Below are 20,328 nucleotides of genomic sequence, written 5' to 3' on the forward strand. Positions count from 1 at the left end.
GATGAAAGAGGATAAAAAGCTAGTCAAACAGGCTAGGCAAAACTTTCGAAGTAACTTAAAATCAGCCCGTATGCATTATCGGAAAGAAGTTAGGACCTTAAAACAGACTGTTCCTAAAAAAGGACGATTTCGAAAACCAGCCCAAAATTCTCTGTTTCAGGGAAAGAAAACAGAGTTAAAAGGAAATCTACTCAGTAGCCAAAAGGAAGCAGAAGAGAAGTTCCTAAAGGAAATTACCTATGTTTCTCCTAGACTGTTGAAGGTAAAGGAAATCAAGAACTATCGACTTCCGCATGTTCAAGAGCGTTTGCGGACGGCAAGAAAACATCTGTCAGAAGTGAAACTAAGTGAGAAACAGCAGGTAGTTAATCCCAAGTTTACTTTCCAAAAAGAAAATCCTTCCCTGAAGTCTCGCTTTCAGTTTCACCAAGAAAAATCATTTGATCGACTCAGTGCAGAAAAAGACGTAAGTTCTGCCAAGCGTGAAGTCAAACAACTCAAGAAAGTCCAAAAGACTAAGAAAAACTCTACCAAAGTCAAAGTTGGATTAGGCTTAGCTGCATCTGAATCCCTTGACCTGATAGCACAGGAGGATGATTTAGATGGTCTAAGAACCATGAAGGATACTAGTTTGAAAGGCATACGCTATGGAAGGTTTACCTTTCAAGCAGGTAAGGTGGCAGTAAAAAGTGGACAGACTAGTGTGCGGTTTACCAAAACAAAATTTTCTCATGGAAAGGAACGATTCCAGAACTTCAAAAAGGGAAAAGGATTCACACGCCAGAAACCTCTTAAACCAAGAAGACGCTACCAAACCTTTTTAAAGCATGTCAGAAAACAAAGTGTCGCAGGTTTCAAAGGAATCGTCCAAGCCATTAAGGGAAGTATGACTTTCTTTTCTGTCCTTGCGGGAAATCCTTTGACTTGGATTGTCTCAGGCATTCTCTTGATACTCCTTTTGATGATGAGCTTTTTCATGAGTGTTTCAGGAAGCAGTGTCATTCAACAAGATGAGATGGAGTTGACCAAGGCCTATACCCACATGACGTGGGAAGATGCGGAACATACGAGAACCAATAAAAAAGGGATTGCCTACTACACCAAGATTGATGAGATTATGGTTTACATGAATCATCAATACCAAGACTACAAGCTTGACGATTTCATGGAAACAGGTGGTGTGACCTACAAAGCGTTTCTCAGTCAAGTGTGGACAGACTTAAATGGTGGAGATTCTATTAAATCCATGTCTGACTTATATAAAGAACCTACTTACAAGCTGTCTGATGAAGACCAGGAAGAGTTAAAGGAGTTGACAGAAGGAGGCAACTATCTAGCCCTTCAAGAATTGGACAATCCCTTTCAGGGACAGACTGACGAGGATAGCTTAAGCATGACCTACCGATATGGGTATGAGGTCATTGATGAGAAACCAACGCTTCATCACCATATCATCTTAGAAGCGAAAGAAGGTCAAGTCATTGTAGCTCCGATGGATGGCAAGGTATCTCTTGATGGAGAGAACGTTGTTTTGACATCTGGTAAGGGAGTGAATAAGACTAAACTAACCTTGTTTGGCATTCATTCAGGCCGAGTGAGTGAACATCAACATGTCTTGGCAGGAGATATTATTGGTCAGACCAAAGACGGAACGGGTCTAAAAGTCACCTATCAAAAGGTTGATGATGACACGGATAAGTTGGTCTATGTCAATCCAGCATTCTACTTTCCAAAAGTGATTCAGGTTCAGACCACCATTCTTCCAACTATCGGTCAGTTTGGCGGCGATGAGTTTGAGAGAGCCAAGGCGATTTATGACTATCTTAAAAGCAAAGGTGCGACCAATCAAGCTATCGCAGCTATTTTAGGAAATTGGTCGGTAGAATCTTCCATTAATCCAAAACGAGCTGAAGGCGACTATTTATCTCCGCCAGTTGGTGCGACTGATAGTTCGTGGGATGATGAGGGCTGGCTCTCAATCAATGGTCCAACTATATACAATGGACGTTACCCAAATATTCTCAAACGTGGTTTAGGCTTAGGCCAATGGACAGATACCGCGGATGGGTCACGCAGACATACTTTATTGTTGGAATATGCCAAAGGAAAACATCAAAAGTGGTATGACTTAGGCTTACAACTGGATTTCATGTTGCATGGGGATAGTCCTTATTACACCAACTGGTTAAAGGACTTTTTCAAAAATTCAGGAAGTCCAGCTAGTCTTGCCCAACTCTTTCTCATTTACTGGGAAGGAAATAGTGGAGATAAGCTACTTGAACGTCAAACACGAGCAAGTGAGTGGTATTACCAAATTGAAAAAGGTTTTAGTCAACCAAACGGTGGGACAGCACAAAGTGATCCAAAAGCACTTGAAGCTGTACGAGGAGACCTTTTTGAAAACTCTATTCCAGGAGGTGGTGACGGTATGGGATATGCTTACGGCCAATGTACTTGGGGAGTTGCAGCCCGTATCAACCAACTGGGGCTAAAACTCAAAGGTAAAAATGGTGAGAAGATTCCAATTATCAGTACAATGGGCAATGGCCAAGATTGGGTACGAACAGCCGCAAGTCTCGGTGGAGAGACAGGGACAAGTCCACAAGAAGGAGCTATACTTTCCTTTGCGGGAGGAGGACATGGCACCCCAACAGAATACGGACATGTGGCTTTCGTCGAAAAAGTCTACCCAGATGGCTCATTCCTTATCTCCGAAACCAATTACAATGGCAATCCCAACTACACCTTCCGTAAATTATCTGGAGTGGATAGTAGCTTGAGTTTTGCTTATACGACGAAATAAAAAAGGATATGCTAACAATAATTGGATTTGTTAGCATATTCTTTTTGTTTTATCAAAAATATTGCATTTTATTATACAATTTGATAAAATGCAAATATAATGATAAAAAGGAGCGAAAAATGGACTTTGCCAAAATTAATAATGTTATGAGAGCTTTTCATTTTGAAGCTCAAATACAGCAAATAGACCTAGATCTTCCAATCATTTTTCAAAAGCGCTATGAATTTTCTACATTGACTGTAAAAAATAAGGTTTTCCTTTTGGTTAAAGAAAAAAGACCAGGGAGCTTAGATAATTTTGTTAAACAAGCTCAAGCTATTCAAAAGCAGGTTGATAAAGATGTGATTTTAGTTTTTAATAAACTGTCAGATGAACAGAAGAAGAAATTATTACAAATTGGTGCCTCTTATATTGATTATCAAGAAAATACATTTATTCCACAAATAGGATTTCTATTTTCTAAAGCAAGTGAAAAATTTGAACCAAGTGATCCCTTATCACCTACAGAACAAATGCTACTAATTGCCTTGTTACTGCATACTCCTGATTTAATCATTGATTTAGTTGAAATCAGCCTGATAACACGTCTATCTATTCCTAGTTTGTATCGCTATTTAAAAGCCTTTAAAGCACGAGGGTGGCTTCATAACAAACAGAAAACTTATCAATTTGCGAAACCTAAACAAATGATTTTTGAAGAAGTTAAATCATTAATCAAAGATCCAATTAGAGAGGTTTTAGTGATTAGTGATAAAGATTTTCAACAGTTGTACAATGAAGGGGCATTAAAAATGACCTATTTACAAGCATTATCACAATTTAGTATGCTTGCAGATTCAGAAAACTATGGAAGCTATGCTATTTCTAAGAAAAGATATAAGCGTATTGAAAAGGAGATTCAGCAAAACATCTTTCAAGGTCATCGTCTTGAAATTTGGAATTATGAGCCAGTACCTTTTGATTACATCAAAAATAATTGGTTTGAAAATGGAGATGTTATATTAGTTGATCCAATTTCGCTCTATCTAACTTTGAAAGATGTAGAGGATCCTAGAATTGAAGAAGAGGTAGAAATGTTAGAAGATAAGATAATAAACATACTAGGAGAGAAAAATGCCAGCTAATTTAAAACCTATTTTTCAAGAAATGTTTCGTGATTATCAAGATTACTATGTCCTAATTGGTGGAACCGCAACCTCTATCGTATTGGATGTGAATGGTTTTGAAAGTCGAACTACGAAAGACTATGATATGGTCATCATTGATGAGTCAAAAAATATAGACTTTTATAATACTTTAATTAGATTTTTGGAGTTTGGTGAGTATCAAGGTAGTCAAAAAGATAATAAAGCCCAACTTTTTCGTTTTACAACCAGGAAACCTGGTTTTCCAGAAATGATTGAACTATTTAGTGTTCTGCCAGAATTTCCACTAAAAAAGATGAGTAGAGAAACTCCTGTTCATTTTGATGAGGATGCGAGTTTATCTGCCCTGCTATTAGATAAGGATTATTATCAGTTACTGGTTAAGGAACGCGAAGTGATAGATGGTTATTCAGTATTGAGTACTAAAGGATTGATTGTATTTAAGGCCAAGGCTTGGCTTGATATGAAGAATCGTTCCAAGAATGGTGAACATGGTCTTACTAAAAAAATAAAGAAACACTTGAATGATGTGACTCGTCTATCAGCCTTACTTCGTGAAGAAGAGTCTTTATCAGATTTGGAAGTCTCTGAAAGTGTTAAACAAGACATGGCTCAATTCGTCTCACTACTATCTTTAGAAATAGAGTCAATTCCACAGAATTCAGATCTTATTCTTTCAAAAGAAGAGGTTTTTGACATTTTACGAAGCTTTTTAACGAGATAGGTAATTACAAAATTTAACTATAACGAGTGAAAACTTGAATATTCATTACTTTGTCACCCAATTTTATGGGTGGCTTTTTTCTTTCCCCTGAACTGATTGTGATAACAAAATCAAGCCTTCTTTTTTATGATGGTATTGAACTTGGGCTACGAGCTGTACAAAAAAGAGAGTTTCTCCTAGAACGGAAAGTTCTTCGTCAAAACTCCTATTTTTGTCGTGCTCGCTTAACGCCCTCGTATCTAATAAAGAGTGACAGTTTGTTGCTACATAAAAAAGAAAAGAAGGACACTTTATGACTAAAACATGTAATCATCACTTTCTTGTCAATCAGGAAAAAGGCGAGAAACACGTCTTTCGTAAGAGTAAAAAATATCGCACTCTATGTTCCGTTGCCCTTGGAACCATGGTGACGGCTGTTGTTGCTTGGGGAGGAGCGGTTGCACATGCTGATGAAGTCACATCATCAGTTGATACAACCATTCAACGAACGGAGAATCCAGCGACAAATTTACCAGAAGCACAACCAACCCCTGTTTCTGAACAAACTGAAAGTTTAGGGTCAACTGGACAATCTAACGGTGCAATTGCAGTCACCGTACCACATGATACGGTAACACAAGCAGTTGAAGAGGCAAAGGCTGAAGGTGTTTCTACGGTTGAAGATAGTCCAATGGACTTGGGAAATACAACTTCTGCATCAGAAACCAACCAACAAATTTCAAAAGCTGAAGCAGATGCCCAAAAACAGGTTGAGGCAATTAATGAAGTCACTAAAACCTACAAAGCTGACAAAGCGACATACGAATCGAATAAAGCCCGCATTGAACAGGAAAATAAGGAGCTGTCACAGGCCTACGAAGGGGCCAACCAAACTGGTAAAGAGACAAATGCTTGGGTTGATACCAAAGTCAATGACCTAAAAACTCGGTATGTAGATGCTGATGTGACAGTAATTGAACAAGTAGTTTCATCAGGAAATGGGACATCTGTACTTGACTATACAAACTATGGCAAGGCTGTTGAAACCATTCAATCAACTAACGAACAAGCTGTAGCGGATTATCTAACAAAGAAAACTAAGGCAGATGATATTGTTGCGAAAAATCAGGCCATTCAAAAAGAAAATGAAGCTGGACTTGCTAAGGCAAAGGCAGATAATGAAGCCATTGAAAGGCGTAATCAGGCTGGTCAAGCAGCTGTTGATGCTGAAAACCGTGCAGGTCAAGCTGCGGTGGATCAGGCTAATCATGAGAAGCAACAATTCGTTTCAGATCGTGCAGCCGAGATTGAAGCGATTACTAAACGAAATCAAGAAAAAGAAGCCGCAGCCAGAAAAGATAATGAAGCGATTGATGCCTATAATACCAAAGAATTGGAACGCTATCAACGTGACTTAGCCGAGATTTCAAAAGGTGAAGAAGGTTATATTTCTGAAGCCCTTGCTCAAGCCCTCAATCTCAATAACGGTGAGCCACAAGCACAACATGGGGCCATTACCCGAAATCCTGATCAGATCATTTCAACTGGCGATGCTATGCTGGGTGGCTACTCAAGAATTTTGGATTCAACAGGATTCTTTGTCTATGATAGCTTCAAAACAGGTGAGACCCTTAGTTTTAACTATCAAAATCTTCAAAATGCACGATTTGATGGTAAAAAGATTAGTCGAGTGACTTACGATATTACCAACCTTGTATCACCAGCTGGAACCGATGCCGTGAAATTGGTTGTGCCAAATGATCCTACCGAAGGCTTCATTGCCTATCGAAATGACGGAAATGGTGACTGGCGAACAGACAAGATGGAGTTTCGTGTAGTTGCTAAGTATTTCTTGGAAGACGGTTCACAAGTCACCTTCTCCAAAGAAAAACCAGGAGTCTTCACGCATTCTTCCCTCAATCATAATGACATTGGTCTAGAATATGTCAAAGATACTTCTGGGAAATTTGTGCCGATTAATGGTTCAACCGTTCAAGTGACTAATGAAGGTCTAGCACGTTCTTTGGGTTCCAACCGTGCAAGTGATTTGAATTTACCTGAGGAATGGGATACAACATCAAGTCGTTATGCTTATAAAGGAGCTATTGTCTCAACGGTCACATCAGGAAATACCTACACAGTCACCTTTGGGCAAGGTGATATGCCACAGAATGTTGGCTTGTCATACTGGTTCGCCTTAAATACCCTACCAGTGGCACGTACAGTAACACCGTATAGTCCCAAACCTCATGTAACGGTGGAACTTGAACCCATTCCAGAACCTATTACGGTAACACCAGATATCTTTACTCCTAAAACATTTACACCAGAAAAGCCTGTAACCTTCACGCCAAAGCCTTTGGAAGAAGTGGTGCAACCTAGTCTAACTTTGACCAAGGTAACCTTACCTGTCAAACCTATTCCAAAAGAACTTCCAACGCCACCACAAGTACCAATTGTCCATTATCATACGTACCGTTTGACGACAACTCCAGAGATTATGAAAGAAGTGGTCAATAGTGACCAAGCTAATCTTCATGAGAAAACTGTCGCAAAAGATTCAACGGTGATTTATCCCTTAACAGTTGATGCCTTATCGCCCAATCGTGCCCAAACGACTAGTCTCATTTTTGAGGACTACTTGCCTGCTGGTTACCTCTTTGATAAGGAAACAACACAAAAAGAGAATGGAAACTATGTCTTCAGCTTTGATGCGACTAAGAATTTTGTGACTTTGACCGCAAAGGAAAACTTGTTGCAGGAGGTAAATAAAGATTTAACCAAGGTTTATCAACTGACTGCTCCAAAACTCTATGGTTCTGTTCAAAATGATGGGGCAACCTATTCCAATAGTTACAAACTCCTTTTGAACAAAGGTACAACCAATGCTTACACAGTCACTTCAAATGTTGTAACGGTTCGTACACCAGGTGATGGGGAGACAACCACACTCATTACACCAGATAAAAACAATGAAAATGCGGATAGTGTCCTCATTAATGACACGGTCGTAGCCCTTGGCACAACCAACCACTATCGTTTGACTTGGGATTTGGACCAGTATAAGGGTGATCGTTCTGCTAAAGAGACAATTGCACGAGGCTTCTTCTTTGTGGACGATTACCCAGAGGAAGTGCTCGATGTGGTGGAAAATGGCACGGCTGTTACTACCCTTGACGGTCAGAAAGTATCAGGAATAACGGTTAAAAACTATGCTTCACTAAATGAAGCTCCTAAAGACCTTCAAGCTAAATTAGCTCGTGCTAAAATTACACCGACAGGTGCCTTTCTAGTCTTTATGCCGGATGACAACCAAGCCTTTTATGACCAGTATGTTCAAACAGGAACTTCTTTAGCTCTTTTGACCAAAATGACGGTGAAAGATAGTCTCTACGGTCAGACAAAGACCTATACAAACAAGGCTTATCAAGTTGATTTCGGCAATGGCTATGAAACCAAGGAAGTGACCAACACCCTTGTTTCTCCAGAACCCAAGAAACAGAACCTCAATAAAGACAAAGTGGACATCAATGGGAAGCCCATGCTAGTGGGAACTCAAAATCACTATACTCTCTCATGGGATTTGGACCAATACCGAGGGATTAAAGCAGACAACTCTCAGATTGCACAAGGTTTTTACTTTGTGGATGATTATCCAGAAGAAGCTTTATTGCCGGATGAAGCAGCTATTCAGTTTGTCACATCTGACGGCAAAACAGTTTCAGGAATCACGGTGAAGACTTATTCTCAATTATCAGAAGCTCCTAAAACGCTACAAGCAGCCCTTTCGAAACAAAAAATTCAGCCTAAAGGAGCTTTTCAAGTTTTCATGCCTGAGGACCCACAAGCCTTTTTTGAATCTTATGTGACCAAGGGGGAGAATATTACCATTGTCACTCCGATGACGGTTTTGGAAACCATGCTTAATTCAGGGAAGTCTTATGAAAACGTGGCTTATCAGGTGGACTTTGGGCAAGCCTATGAAACCAATACAGTGACCAATTTTGTCCCTAAAGTAATTCCACATAAGTCTAATACCAATCAAGAAGGCATTTCAATTGATGGAAAGACTATTCTTCCGAATACGGTCAATTATTACAAAATTGTACTGGATTACAGTCAATACAAGGACATGGTCGTGACGGATGATGTTCTTGCCAAGGGATTTTACATGGTAGACGATTACCCAGAAGAAGCTCTTACCCTAGATCCTGATGGCATCCAAGTTTTAGATAAGGATGGCAATCGTGTATCTGGTATTTCTGTTAGCACCTACGCTAGTTTGCCAGAAGCTCCGAAAGTCGTCCAAGATGCCATGGCTAAACGTCAGTTTACACCTAAAGGAGCCATTCAGGTCCTTAGTAGCAATGATCCCAAAACCTTTTATGAGACCTATGTGAAGACTGGTCAAACCTTAGTTGTCACGCTTCCGATGACGGTTAAAAATGAGTTGACCAAAACAGGTGGTCAGTATGAAAATACAGCCTATCAGATTGATTTTGGCTTGGCCTATGTCACGGAAACAGTGGTCAATAATGTTCCCAAACTAGACCCACAAAAAGATGTGGTAATTGACTTGTCTCATAAAGATGACAGCCTTGATGGTAAAGAAGTGGCCTTGAATCAAACCTTTAACTATCGTTTGGTTGGAGCTTTGATTCCAAGTAATCGTGCGACTGATTTATTTGAATATAGTTTTGAAGATAACTATGATGAAAAGCATGATGAGTATAATGGTGTTTATCGCAGCTATCTGATGACGGATGTCATCCTCAAAGACGGTTCTGTCTTAAAAGAGGGGACAGAAGTCACGAAATATACCTTGCAACAGGTGGATACAGAAAATGGCCTCGTGTCAATTTCATTTGATAAATCCTTCTTAGAGACTGTCTCTGATGATTCAGCCTTTCAGGCAGATGTTTACCTGCAGATGAAACGGATTGCGGCTGGTCAGGTGGAGAATACCTATCTCCATACAGTGAATGGCTATGTCATCAGTTCAAATACAGTTGTAACACATACACCTCAACCTGAAGAACCAAGTCCAAATCAACCCACTCCACCTCAACCACCGATTGAGTCTCTTGAACCACCTGTTCCAGCAAGCGTTTTGCCAAATACAGGGGAACAGGAATCCCTTTTGGGCTTGATTGGAGCTGGTATTCTACTTGGTACGGCTTATGGACTGAAGAAAAAGGAGGAGAAGTAGATGAATCCAAAAACTATTTATGAAAAGGATTCAGACCAGGATGGTCTGACAGATGCTCAGGAACTAGCTTTGGGAACCAATCCGCAGTCTGTTGACACAGATGGTGATGGTCAAGCTGATTTAGAGGAGCTACAATCTGGACATTCACCATTAGTCCCACAAAAGGAGTTGTACGATGACTTGGAACTTTGACACCCTGAAAGAGGCTTTGTCTGAAATGGAGAAGGTCGATTACCAAGAGTTTATCAAAGCCTTTCTCTCTTTGGAATTAAGTATTTCTGATAGAACAATCCTTGATCAGGTTTATCAAGATTATATGGATGAGGATGACCTATCCTTGATTAGTGATGAGCTACGAGTTAAAGTTGATAGTTATCAGGATGAAGTACAGGCAGATATGACTGACATTCTGGAAAAGTTGTACCGAACAGGTGAAGGCTCTAGTTTTATTATGGATTTAATGTCCTCAAATAGTCTCTCAGACACCTTGGAACAGTATGAGGTTTTGGATAGTGACGATTATTCACCACTTAGCCTTGAAACCTTACAGGCCATGATTCAACAGGACTTGGCTATTTCCAGTCAGGATTATTTTGGAGATTTGGTTCACCTTGCCTTGCAAAAAGATTTACTAGACCAGAAAAGTCATTTCTTACAACACTATGTGGCAACTGTAATGGGAGGTATTCCACAAGAAAGAGACCAACGAGCCTTGGTCCTAGATTAACACAAAGGGCTGAGAAACACTCTCAGCCTTTTTAAAATGGGAGGGAATAATGAATCAAGAAGTCTTACTACAAATGATGAGAGCCACCATTCCTCGTGATAGAGCCCTGCTTGAAGCATTTTTATATTACCAAGCAGAGCATTTTGATGAGGAGTGGGAAAGTCTTATTCGTCAGTTTTTAACCAATAGGAAAGAAATTAAGAAATCTGTTCAGGTACTTCACTTTGAGACAGATGTTTCAGCTTTTGTCCAGGCTAGTCCTTATGATACTGCTCATGATCTATTGACCTATACACAAGTTTTCGGCCAAACTGGTCTCCAAAAACTCGACAAACTATCGCCGTCTGAAAAAGACTTGGTGATTGAAGTGGCCTTGTTCAATCTGGCCACTCGTTTTCAACTATTAGACTCAAATGGACACTACCAAACTATTTCACCAGATTCTCTATTACAAAAGAGTAGGGGAGCTAATTTGGTCAATGTTTATCGTGTGGCTAATAATTTAGCGGATCGGATTAGTCGAGATATTGAACAGTTTCTCTTGACTTACGAGCCTGAGCTTGAAACAAAAGTAGATGAAACAGTTCTAGAAAATGAAGAAACTGGTGATGAGCACAAAGCTAGTGTTCATCAAGCAATATCATTTAGAGAAGATGGCTCTCTCATCATTGCTAGTTTGGATGTAGATTTGTCTCAACTAGATGTTCAAACAGGAAAAACAAGTCATCTGCCAGCTTATGAAGAGTTGTCTTTACGACGTAAATTTGAGATTCTAACATATTTTGACCAAATTCGAAATGAACGTTCCAAAGTCCCAAGTTTTAGACGAGGTGATTTTGATACTGAGACGGAAATGACACCAGTCTTTGAGGGCGAGGAGTTACTTACCTATCTAGAAGCTGATGGCAGTCCCTATGAGCTGAAACGAACGCTGACTACAGTCGAAGAAAAGGAATTAGAAAAAATTGGACAAGCCATTAGGATAGAAAATCAAGAAAAATTGACTCAGCTAGGGATTGATATATCTCAGTTTGAATCAGACCAAGTCGGTATTTTATTGGATGCAGCAGGTCGTTTTCGTTTGAAAAATGCGGACCTTGCTTTACTAGGTGGCTATCCCAAAGCCTCGGTAACTCAACTAGCCCTTGCGACAGAACTACTCCAAATGGGATTGAGTCATGAAAAGGTTGAATTTTTCTTTGGTAGCCAGCTTTCCATTGAAGAGCTGCGACAAGTTGCCTACGCCTTTTTACACCAAGAACTCAGCAGAGAAGATGCGGAGCAATTTGAAAAAGATAAACGCAATCAGCCAGATTTAACCCTCAGAGATTGGAAAAGCAAGCTAGAGAAAGCTGAGTCGAAAGTAGTGGTTGATGAAGAGTTAGCGGAAAATCCACTAGTCCAGAGAGTCTTGGACACTTATCCTCTGGGGTCATTGGTTTCCTATAAGGGACAGGACTTTGAGGTCGTGTCGGTCAGTGATGCTCGATTGAACGGTTTGATTCGGATTGAGTTAGTCAATGACTTTTCGGATATCATTGAACAAAATCCAGTTCTTTATGTGAGGACCTGGGAAGAAGTCAGTCAGGCACTTCATCAGCCAAAGGCAGAACCACAAACAGAGTTAGAAGAAGCGGACCAAGAACTAAATCTTTTTTCATTTCTGGAAGAGGAGCCAGTTCAGAGAATTGGACTATTGGAACCAGATGGTTCAGAAAAAGGTCATAACGATACTGATCTTGAAGAAACAGATAATCAAATTCCTGAAGAGGAAGTCGTCGAAACAATTCCAGAGATTCCAGTAACGGACTTTTATTTTCCAGAAGATATGACAGACTTTTATCCTAAGACTGCTAGAGATAAGGTTGAGACAAACATTGCGGCCATTCGTTTGGTTAAAACACTTGAAACGGGACACCGTCAGGCAAGTAAAAATGAACAAGAACTCCTTGCCAAGTATGTAGGCTGGGGTGGACTAGCCAATGAATTTTTTGATGACTATAATCCAAAATTTTCTAAGGAACGAGAAGAACTGAAAAGCCTAGTCACAGATAAAGAGTATTCGGATATGAAACAGTCCTCTCTGACAGCCTATTACACAGACCCAGCCCTGATCCGTCAGATGTGGGATAAGTTGGAAAGAGATGGCTTTACAGGTGGCAAAATCCTAGATCCTTCCATGGGAACAGGGAATTTTTTTGCAGCAATGCCCAAACACTTAAGAGAAAAGAGTGAGTTATATGGTGTAGAGTTAGACACCATCACAGGAGCTATTGCCAAACACCTTCATCCCAATAGTCACATTGAAATTAAGGGCTTTGAGACGGTAGATTTTAACGACAATAGCTTTGATTTGGTGATTTCAAACGTGCCCTTTGCCAATATACGAATAGCGGATAACAGGTACGATAGGCCTTACATGATTCATGACTACTTTGTCAAAAAGTCACTTGATTTGGTCCATGATGGTGGACAAGTAGCGATTATCTCTTCCACAGGAACTATGGATAAGCGAACAGAAAATATTTTACAAGATATTCGTGAGACAACTGAATTTCTTGGTGGGGTTCGACTGCCTGATTCTGCCTTTAAGGCCATTGCAGGAACGAGTGTCACAACGGATATGTTATTCTTCCAGAAACACTTAGACAAGGGATATGTGGCAGACGACTTAACCTTTTCAGGTTCCATTCGTTATGATAAGGATAGTCGTATTTGGCTCAATCCTTATTTTGATGGGGAATACAATAGCCAAGTGCTAGGAACCTACGAGGTTAGAAATTTTAACGGCGGAACACTTTCTGTTAAGGGGGCTAGTGATGACTTGATTGCAAGTGTCCAAACTGCTCTAAATCACGTTAAGGCCCCAAGAGAGATTGATAGAAATGAGGTCATCGTTAATCCAATTGTGTTGACCAAACAAGTCATTGATACCTCCATTCCAGCTGAAATGAGGGAGAATCTAGGTCAGTACAGTTTTGGTTATCAGGGTTCTACAGTTTACTATCGAGATAACAAAGGCATTCGAGTCGGAACCAAGACGGAAGAAATCAGTTACTATGTCGATGAAGAGGGCAACTTCAAAGCATGGGACACCAAACATTCCCAAAAGCAGATTGATAGATTTAATAGCTTAGAGGTGACTGATAGCACTGCTCTAGATGTCTATGTGACCAATGATGCAGCCAAACGTGGTCAGTTTAAGGGATATTATAAAAAGACAGTTTTCTATGAAGCTCCATTGTCTGATAAAGAAGTGGCACGAATCAAAGGAATGGTCGATATTCGTAATGCCTACCAAGAAGTTATTGCCATTCAACGCTATTATGACTACGATAAGGAGACCTTTAACCACTTGTTAGGCAAACTCAATCGTACCTATGATAGCTTTGTCAAACGCTATGGGTATTTGAATAGTGCTGTAAACCGCAATCTTTTTGATAGTGATGACAAGTATTCGCTTCTTGCTAGTTTGGAAGATGAAAGTCTGGATCCAAGTGGAAAGTCTGTTATCTATACTAAATCTCTTGCCTTTGAGAAGGCTCTAGTGCGTCCTGAAAAAGAGGTTAAAAAGGTACATACTGCCCTTGATGCCTTAAATTCGAGCTTGGCTGACGGACGAGGTGTTGATTTTGCTTATATGATGTCTATCTATCAGGTTGAATCGAAGATGACCTTGATTGAGGAGTTAGGTGACCTCATTATGCCTGATCCTGAGAAGTATTTGAATGGGGAGCTGTCCTATGTTTCTCGCCAAGACTTTCTGTCAGGTGATGTCGTTAGCAAGTTAGAAGTGGTGGACCTATTTGTCAAACAAGACAATCAGGACTTTAACTGGTCACATTATGCAGGGCTACTAGAAACGGTCAAACCAGCCCGCATTACCTTGGCAGACATTGATTATCGAATCGGTTCACGCTGGATTCCTTTGTCTGTCTACGGAAAATTTGCCCAAGAAACCTTTATGGGGAAAGCCTATGAACTGTCAGACCAAGAAGTAGCAACAGTCCTGGAGGTCAGTCCCATTGACGGGGTTATCACTTACCAATCTAAGTTTGCCTACACCTATTCCAACGCAACGGATAGGAGTTTAGGTGTCCCTGCTTCACGCTATGATAGTGGTCGAAAAATCTTTGAAAACCTCCTGAATTCCAATCAACCAACCATCACAAAACAAGTTGTTGAAGGAGATAAGAAAAAGAATGTGACGGATGTAGAGAAAACAACGGTCCTACGTGCCAAGGAAACACACCTACAAGAACTCTTTCAAGATTTTGTAGCAAGGTATCCAGAAGTTCAACAAATGGTTGAAGACACCTATAATAGGCTCTACAATCGTACGGTATCAAAGTCCTATGATGGTAGTCATTTAACCATTGATGGACTTGCTCAGAATATCTCCTTACGTCCTCACCAAAAGAATGCCATTCAACGAATTGTGGAGGAAAAACGTGCCCTACTAGCCCATGAGGTAGGGTCTGGAAAAACCTTGACCATGCTTGGGGCAGGATTCAAACTGAAAGAACTCGGAATGGTACATAAACCACTTTATGTGGTGCCGTCTAGTCTGACTGCTCAGTTTGGTCAAGAAATCATGAAATTTTTCCCAACCAAGAAAGTCTATGTGACCACTAAGAAAGACTTTGCCAAAGCCAAACGTAAGCAGTTTGTGTCCCGTATTATTACAGGGGACTATGATGCCATTGTCATTGGGGATTCACAATTTGAGAAGATACCGATGAGTCGTGAAAAACAGGTCACCTATATCAATGACAAACTCGAGCAACTCCGAGAAATCAAGCTAGGAAGTGACAGTGATTACACGGTGAAAGAAGCAGAGCGTTCAATTAAGGGATTAGAACACCAACTAGAAGAACTCCAAAAACTGGAGCGAGATACCTTTATCGAATTTGAAAACCTTGGAATTGATTTTCTCTTTGTGGATGAGGCTCATCACTTCAAGAATATCCGTCCAATCACTGGACTTGGGAATGTAGCTGGAATCACCAACACAACTTCTAAAAAGAACGTAGATATGGAGATGAAGGTGAGACAAGTACAGGCAGAGCATGGAGATAGAAATGTCGTTTTTGCGACAGGAACACCAGTTTCTAACTCTATTAGTGAACTTTTCACCATGATGAATTACATTCAACCTGATGTTTTAGAGCGATACCAGGTATCCAATTTTGATTCATGGGTTGGGGCTTTTGGGAATATTGAAAACTCTATGGAACTAGCCCCGACAGGAGATAAGTACCAACCCAAGAAACGGTTCAAGAAATTTGTCAACTTGCCTGAACTCATGCGAATCTATAAGGAAACTGCCGATATTCAGACCTCAGATATGCTCGACTTACCTGTACCTGAAGCTAATACTTAACAAAAATCAAAAATAGCGTTATAATAGTATTATGACAAAAGAACTTACCCAAACACAAGTCGAAGAATTAAAGCAAGCCCTTAAAGATAAAAATAATGCTCCGCATCATAGAAAAATTCAAGCCCTTATTCTCTACTCTGAATGCCATAATTTAACATCTGTAGCTAAATCAGTAGGCTTTGTCCATCAGACAGTCCGCAACTTATTAAATCGCTATCTAAGTGGTGGCTTAGAAGCTCTCTTAAAGGAGAATCGTGGTGGTCGCCGCCGCTCCTATATGACGCATGAGGAGGAAGAAGATTTCCTTAAAGAGCAACTCTCTTCCTCTTTGAATGGAGAATTCGTTACCGTTAACACCCTCTTTAAAGCTTATCAAGAGAGAGTTGGGCACAAGACAACCCGAGAAGGTTTCTATGCTCTCCTGAAACGTCATGGTTGGCGTAAAGTTAGCCCACGTCCCCAACATCCGAAAAAAGCAGACGCCGAAACCATTTTAGCGTCTAAAAATAAAATCTTTATTCGAGGAGAGAATGAGTAAGCGCTTTATTGATGGAAAAGAATATCAAAAAATCCGCCTTATGTATCAAGATGAGGCGGGTTTTGGGCGTATCAGTAAACTTGGTTCGTGTTGGTCTCCAAAAGGTTATCGTCCTCACGTAGCAAGTCATCACATTCGTGAATACCGCTATTGTTATGGAGCTGTGGATGCCCATACAGGCGACTCGTTTTTCATCATAGCAGGCGGATGTAATAGTGATTGGATGAATGAATTTTTACGCCAACTATCGGCAGCTTATCCAGAAGATTATATTATTTTAGTCATGGATAATGCCATCTGGCATAAATCTCAGACCTTAAATATTCCTAAGAATATTGAATTTACCTTCATTCCACCCTACACACCTGAAATGAATCCTATTGAGCAAGTCTGGGCTGAGATTCGTAAACTTGGTTTCAAGAATAAAGTATTTAGGACCTTAAATGAGGTAATCGATAAACTTCAAGAGGTTATTCAAACCTTAACCGCTTACCAACTCAAATCAATTGTAGATAGAGACTGGACTTCCGCTATTTTTGATTTTAACTGAGTATAAGATTATTGCGGTGGAAAGCGAGTTAACGCAAGCTCAGAAATACTATTTAGAAGAGCTGGTAGAGCGTTCGGACGCTATCAAGTCAGGTAGTGTTGATCCAAGTAGAGATAACATGCTTAAAATCACAGGAGAAGCCAGAAAACTAGCTATTGATATGCGGTTGATTGACCCTGCTTACTCCTTATCGGATAATCAGAAAATCCTTCAAGTAGTCGATAATGTCGAGCGGATTTACCGTGAAGGAGCTGAATACAAAGCCACTCAGATGATTTTCTCTGATATTGGAACACCTAAAAGTAAGGAAGAGGGCTTTGATGTTTACAATGAACTTAAAGATCTACTTGTTGATCGAGGGATTCCCAAAGAAGAAATAGCCTTTGTACATGACGCTAATACGGATGAGAAAAAGAACTCTCTGTCACGCAAGGTCAATAGTGGGGAAGTGCGGATTCTCATGGCTTCTACGGAAAAAGGTGGAACAGGATTAAACGTACAGTCACGTATGAAAGCAGTCCACCATTTAGACGTTCCCTGGAGACCAAGTGATGTAGGACGGATTTTGCGGACATTCAAAATAAAAAAGAATGTGGAGGTAACAGACAATGGCAAAATCATTATTTGAGGAACTGGGCGGCAAATACGAAAGGCAAGGGGATTATTTGATACCGTGCTTAACTGTACCCGCCGAAGAAGAACAGGCAATAGGCATCTGGGGGCAACGGCATTTAGATTATCTAAAACAGTACTGTAAAGTTACATACGCCAATCTTCTTACAAGCGGCAGGCTAAACGCCTACCTTGCCGACATCAACAGACAGGCACAGGAACGCTTTGAAAGGCTCATAGAGGGTATGAAACAGGCACAGGGCATAACGGCTAAAGGCAGAAAACGCCTTAGAATGGACAGGATGCCTCAATAACATAAGGGCTTGTGCGAGGGAGATTGTGGAAAAGGAAATTATTTTTGCATAAACAGATGATTAGTGGCAGGGGGAAATCCTGCCGCTTTTTCTGCTTTAGTTTGTCAGCTTGACAAATAAAGGGTTAAGGAATATAATTAGATTCAGTATTATACAAGGAGTTAATAAATATGCGGCAAGGTATTCATAAATAAACTGTCAATTTGATAGTGGGAACAAAAAGTAGCAGTCCCGTTTCACTTTTAATATGGGGCTTGGTTTTTTGTACCCAGTTTAAGAATGCTTTTATCATGTAATTTTATATGCCCGAAAACATATAAGTGTTTTGGGGCTATTGGAGTTATTTACCCAGTGATAGGAGTATTTATCACTGGGTATTTTTATGCCCTTTTTTGGGTGTTGATAGGAGGAAAATCACATGAAAATAATTAACTTAGGCATTCTGGCTCACGTTGACGCAGGAAAGACAACATTAACGGAGAGTTTATTGTATACCAGTGGTGCAATTGCAGAACCAGGGAGCGTAGATAAAGGCACAACAAGGACAGATACAATGAATTTGGAGCGTCAAAGGGGAATCACTATCCAGACAGCAGTGACATCTTTTCAGTGGGAGGATGTAAAAGTCAACATTATAGATACGCCAGGCCATATGGATTTTTTGGCGGAAGTATACCGTTCTTTATCCGTATTAGACGGAGCAGTATTATTAGTTTCTGCAAAGGATGGCATACAGGCACAGACCCGTATACTGTTTCATGCACTACAGACAATGAAGATTCCGACAATTTTTTTCATCAATAAAATTGACCAAGAGGGGATTGATTTGCCAATGGTATATCGAGAAATGAAAGCAAAGCTTTCTTCGGAAATTATAGTGAAGCAAAAGGTTGGGCAGCATCCCCATATAAATGTAACGGACAATGACGATATGGAACAGTGGGATGCGGTAATTATGGGAAACGATGAACTATTAGAGAAATATATGTCAGGGAAACCGTTTAAAATGTCAGAACTGGAACAGGAAGAAAACAGGAGATTCCAAAACGGAACGTTATTTCCCGTTTATCACGGAAGTGCTAAAAACAATCTGGGGATTCGGCAGCTTATAGAAGTGATTGCCAGTAAGTTTTATTCATCAACGCCCAAAGAACAGTCTGAACTATGCGGGCAGGTTTTTAAGATTGAATATTCAGAAAAAAGGAGGCGTTTGGCTTATGTGCGTCTGTACAGCGGCGCATTGCATTCGAGGGACGTTGTCAGAATATCAGAAAAAGAGAAAATAAAAATTACAGAGATGAGTATTCCTACAAACGGTGAATTGTGTTTAGCAGATACAGCTTACTCTGGTGATATTGTAATTTTACCAAATGATGTTTTGCAGCTAAACAGTATTTTGGGGAACGAAATACTGTTGCCGCAGAGAAAATTTATTGAAAATCCGCTCCCTATGCTCCAAACAACAATTGAAGTAAAGAAATCCGAACAGCGGGAAGTGTTGCTTGAGGCACTTACAGAAATCTCAGATGGCGATCCTCTTTTAAAATATTATGTGGATACTACAACGCATGAGATTATACTTTCTTTTTTGGGGAATGTGCAGATGGAAGTCATTTGTGCCATCCTTGAGGAAAAATATCATGTGGAGGCAGAAATAAAAGAGCCTACTGTTATATATATGGAAAGACCGCTTAGAAAAGCAGAATATACCATCCACATAGAAGTCCCGCCAAATCCTTTCTGGGCTTCTGTCGGGTTGTCCATAGAGCCGCTCCCTATTGGAAGCGGAGTGCAGTATGAAAGCAGAGTTTCACTTGGATATTTAAATCAATCGTTCCAAAATGCGGTTATGGAGGGGGTTCTTTATGGCTGCGAGCAGGGGCTGTATGGATGGAAAGTGACAGACTGTAAAATCTGTTTTGAATATGGATTGTATTATAGTCCTGTAAGTACCCCCGCAGACTTTCGGCTGCTTTCCCCTATCGTATTGGAGCAGGCTTTAAAAAAAGCAGGGACAGAACTATTAGAGCCATATCTCCACTTTGAAATTTATGCACCGCAGGAATATCTCTCACGGGCGTATCATGATGCTCCAAGGTATTGTGCAGATATTGTAAGTACTCAGATAAAGAATGACGAGGTCATTCTGAAAGGAGAAATCCCTGCTAGATGTATTCAAGAATACAGGAACGATTTAACTTATTTCACAAATGGGCAGGGAGTCTGCTTGACAGAGTTAAAAGGATACCAGCCAGCTATTGGTAAATTTATTTGCCAACCCCGCCGCCCGAATAGCCGTATAGATAAGGTTCGGCATATGTTCCACAAGTTAGCTTAACAGCTT

General features: G+C 40.3%; 7 protein-coding genes and 4 pseudogenes. All 11 read left to right on the top strand.

Annotated features, from left to right (window positions below):
• Position 1 precedes the first annotated feature (1 nt).
• The 11 genes and pseudogenes from ABZ559_RS04805 (at position 2) to tet(O) (ending at position 20,322) form a co-directional block, all read left to right on the top strand.
• Positions 2-2,803 carry a phage tail tip lysozyme gene (locus tag ABZ559_RS04805; protein WP_367007397.1) on the top strand — a complete coding sequence of 934 codons (2,802 nt, stop codon included), beginning with the start codon at positions 2-4 and terminating at the stop codon, positions 2,801-2,803.
• Positions 2,804-2,922: 119 nt separating this feature from the next.
• Positions 2,923-3,927, top strand: a complete 1,005-nt coding sequence (locus ABZ559_RS04810; RefSeq protein ID WP_014636947.1) for a hypothetical protein — start codon at positions 2,923-2,925, stop codon at positions 3,925-3,927.
• Positions 3,917-4,381: pseudogene (locus ABZ559_RS04815) on the top strand (hypothetical protein); the annotation flags it as partial. The gene ABZ559_RS04810 and the pseudogene ABZ559_RS04815, both read left to right, overlap by 11 nt.
• 583 nt (positions 4,382-4,964) lie before the next feature.
• Positions 4,965-9,860, top strand: coding sequence for an SspB-related isopeptide-forming adhesin (locus tag ABZ559_RS04820; RefSeq protein WP_367007398.1), 4,896 nt, complete (start codon positions 4,965-4,967; stop codon positions 9,858-9,860).
• Entirely contained in the window at positions 9,861-10,052 is a 192-nt protein-coding gene (locus tag ABZ559_RS04825) for a calcium-binding protein (protein WP_024381588.1), read from the top strand.
• Entirely contained in the window at positions 10,036-10,587 is a 552-nt protein-coding gene (locus tag ABZ559_RS04830) for a hypothetical protein (RefSeq protein WP_044474387.1), read from the top strand. Before ABZ559_RS04825 ends, ABZ559_RS04830 begins: the two co-directional genes overlap by 17 nt.
• 49 nt (positions 10,588-10,636) lie before the next feature.
• On the top strand, positions 10,637-15,970 hold the full coding sequence (locus ABZ559_RS04835; RefSeq protein WP_367007399.1) for an SNF2-related protein: 5,334 nt from the start codon (positions 10,637-10,639) through the stop codon (positions 15,968-15,970).
• Positions 15,971-16,001: 31 nt separating this feature from the next.
• Positions 16,002-17,058 (top strand): annotated as a pseudogene (locus tag ABZ559_RS04840) (IS630 family transposase).
• A gap of 4 nt (positions 17,059-17,062) precedes the next feature.
• Positions 17,063-17,686, top strand: a pseudogene (locus ABZ559_RS04845) (hypothetical protein); the annotation flags it as partial.
• Positions 17,667-18,036 (top strand): annotated as a pseudogene (locus tag ABZ559_RS04850) (TnpV protein). The pseudogenes ABZ559_RS04845 and ABZ559_RS04850, both read left to right, overlap by 20 nt.
• 366 nt (positions 18,037-18,402) lie before the next feature.
• Complete coding sequence (tet(O), locus tag ABZ559_RS04855) at positions 18,403-20,322, top strand: tetracycline resistance ribosomal protection protein Tet(O) (protein ID WP_367007400.1); 1,920 nt, start codon at positions 18,403-18,405, stop codon at positions 20,320-20,322.
• Positions 20,323-20,328: the final 6 nt, after the last annotated feature.

The organism is Streptococcus sp. ZY19097 (genome assembly GCF_040731245.1).
Taxonomy (GTDB): Bacteria; Bacillota; Bacilli; order Lactobacillales; family Streptococcaceae; genus Streptococcus; species Streptococcus orisratti.

What these genes read in the sequence shown, in the direction of transcription:
- ABZ559_RS04805 (WP_367007397.1), top strand. Translation starts at nt 2, where the DNA reads ATGAAAGAGGATAAAAAGCTAGTCAAACAGGCTAGGCAAAACTTTCGA.
- ABZ559_RS04810 (WP_014636947.1), top strand. Translation starts at nt 2,923, where the DNA reads ATGGACTTTGCCAAAATTAATAATGTTATGAGAGCTTTTCATTTTGAA.
- ABZ559_RS04820 (WP_367007398.1), top strand. Translation starts at nt 4,965, where the DNA reads ATGACTAAAACATGTAATCATCACTTTCTTGTCAATCAGGAAAAAGGC.
- ABZ559_RS04825 (WP_024381588.1), top strand. Translation starts at nt 9,861, where the DNA reads ATGAATCCAAAAACTATTTATGAAAAGGATTCAGACCAGGATGGTCTG.
- ABZ559_RS04830 (WP_044474387.1), top strand. Translation starts at nt 10,036, where the DNA reads ATGACTTGGAACTTTGACACCCTGAAAGAGGCTTTGTCTGAAATGGAG.
- ABZ559_RS04835 (WP_367007399.1), top strand. Translation starts at nt 10,637, where the DNA reads ATGAATCAAGAAGTCTTACTACAAATGATGAGAGCCACCATTCCTCGT.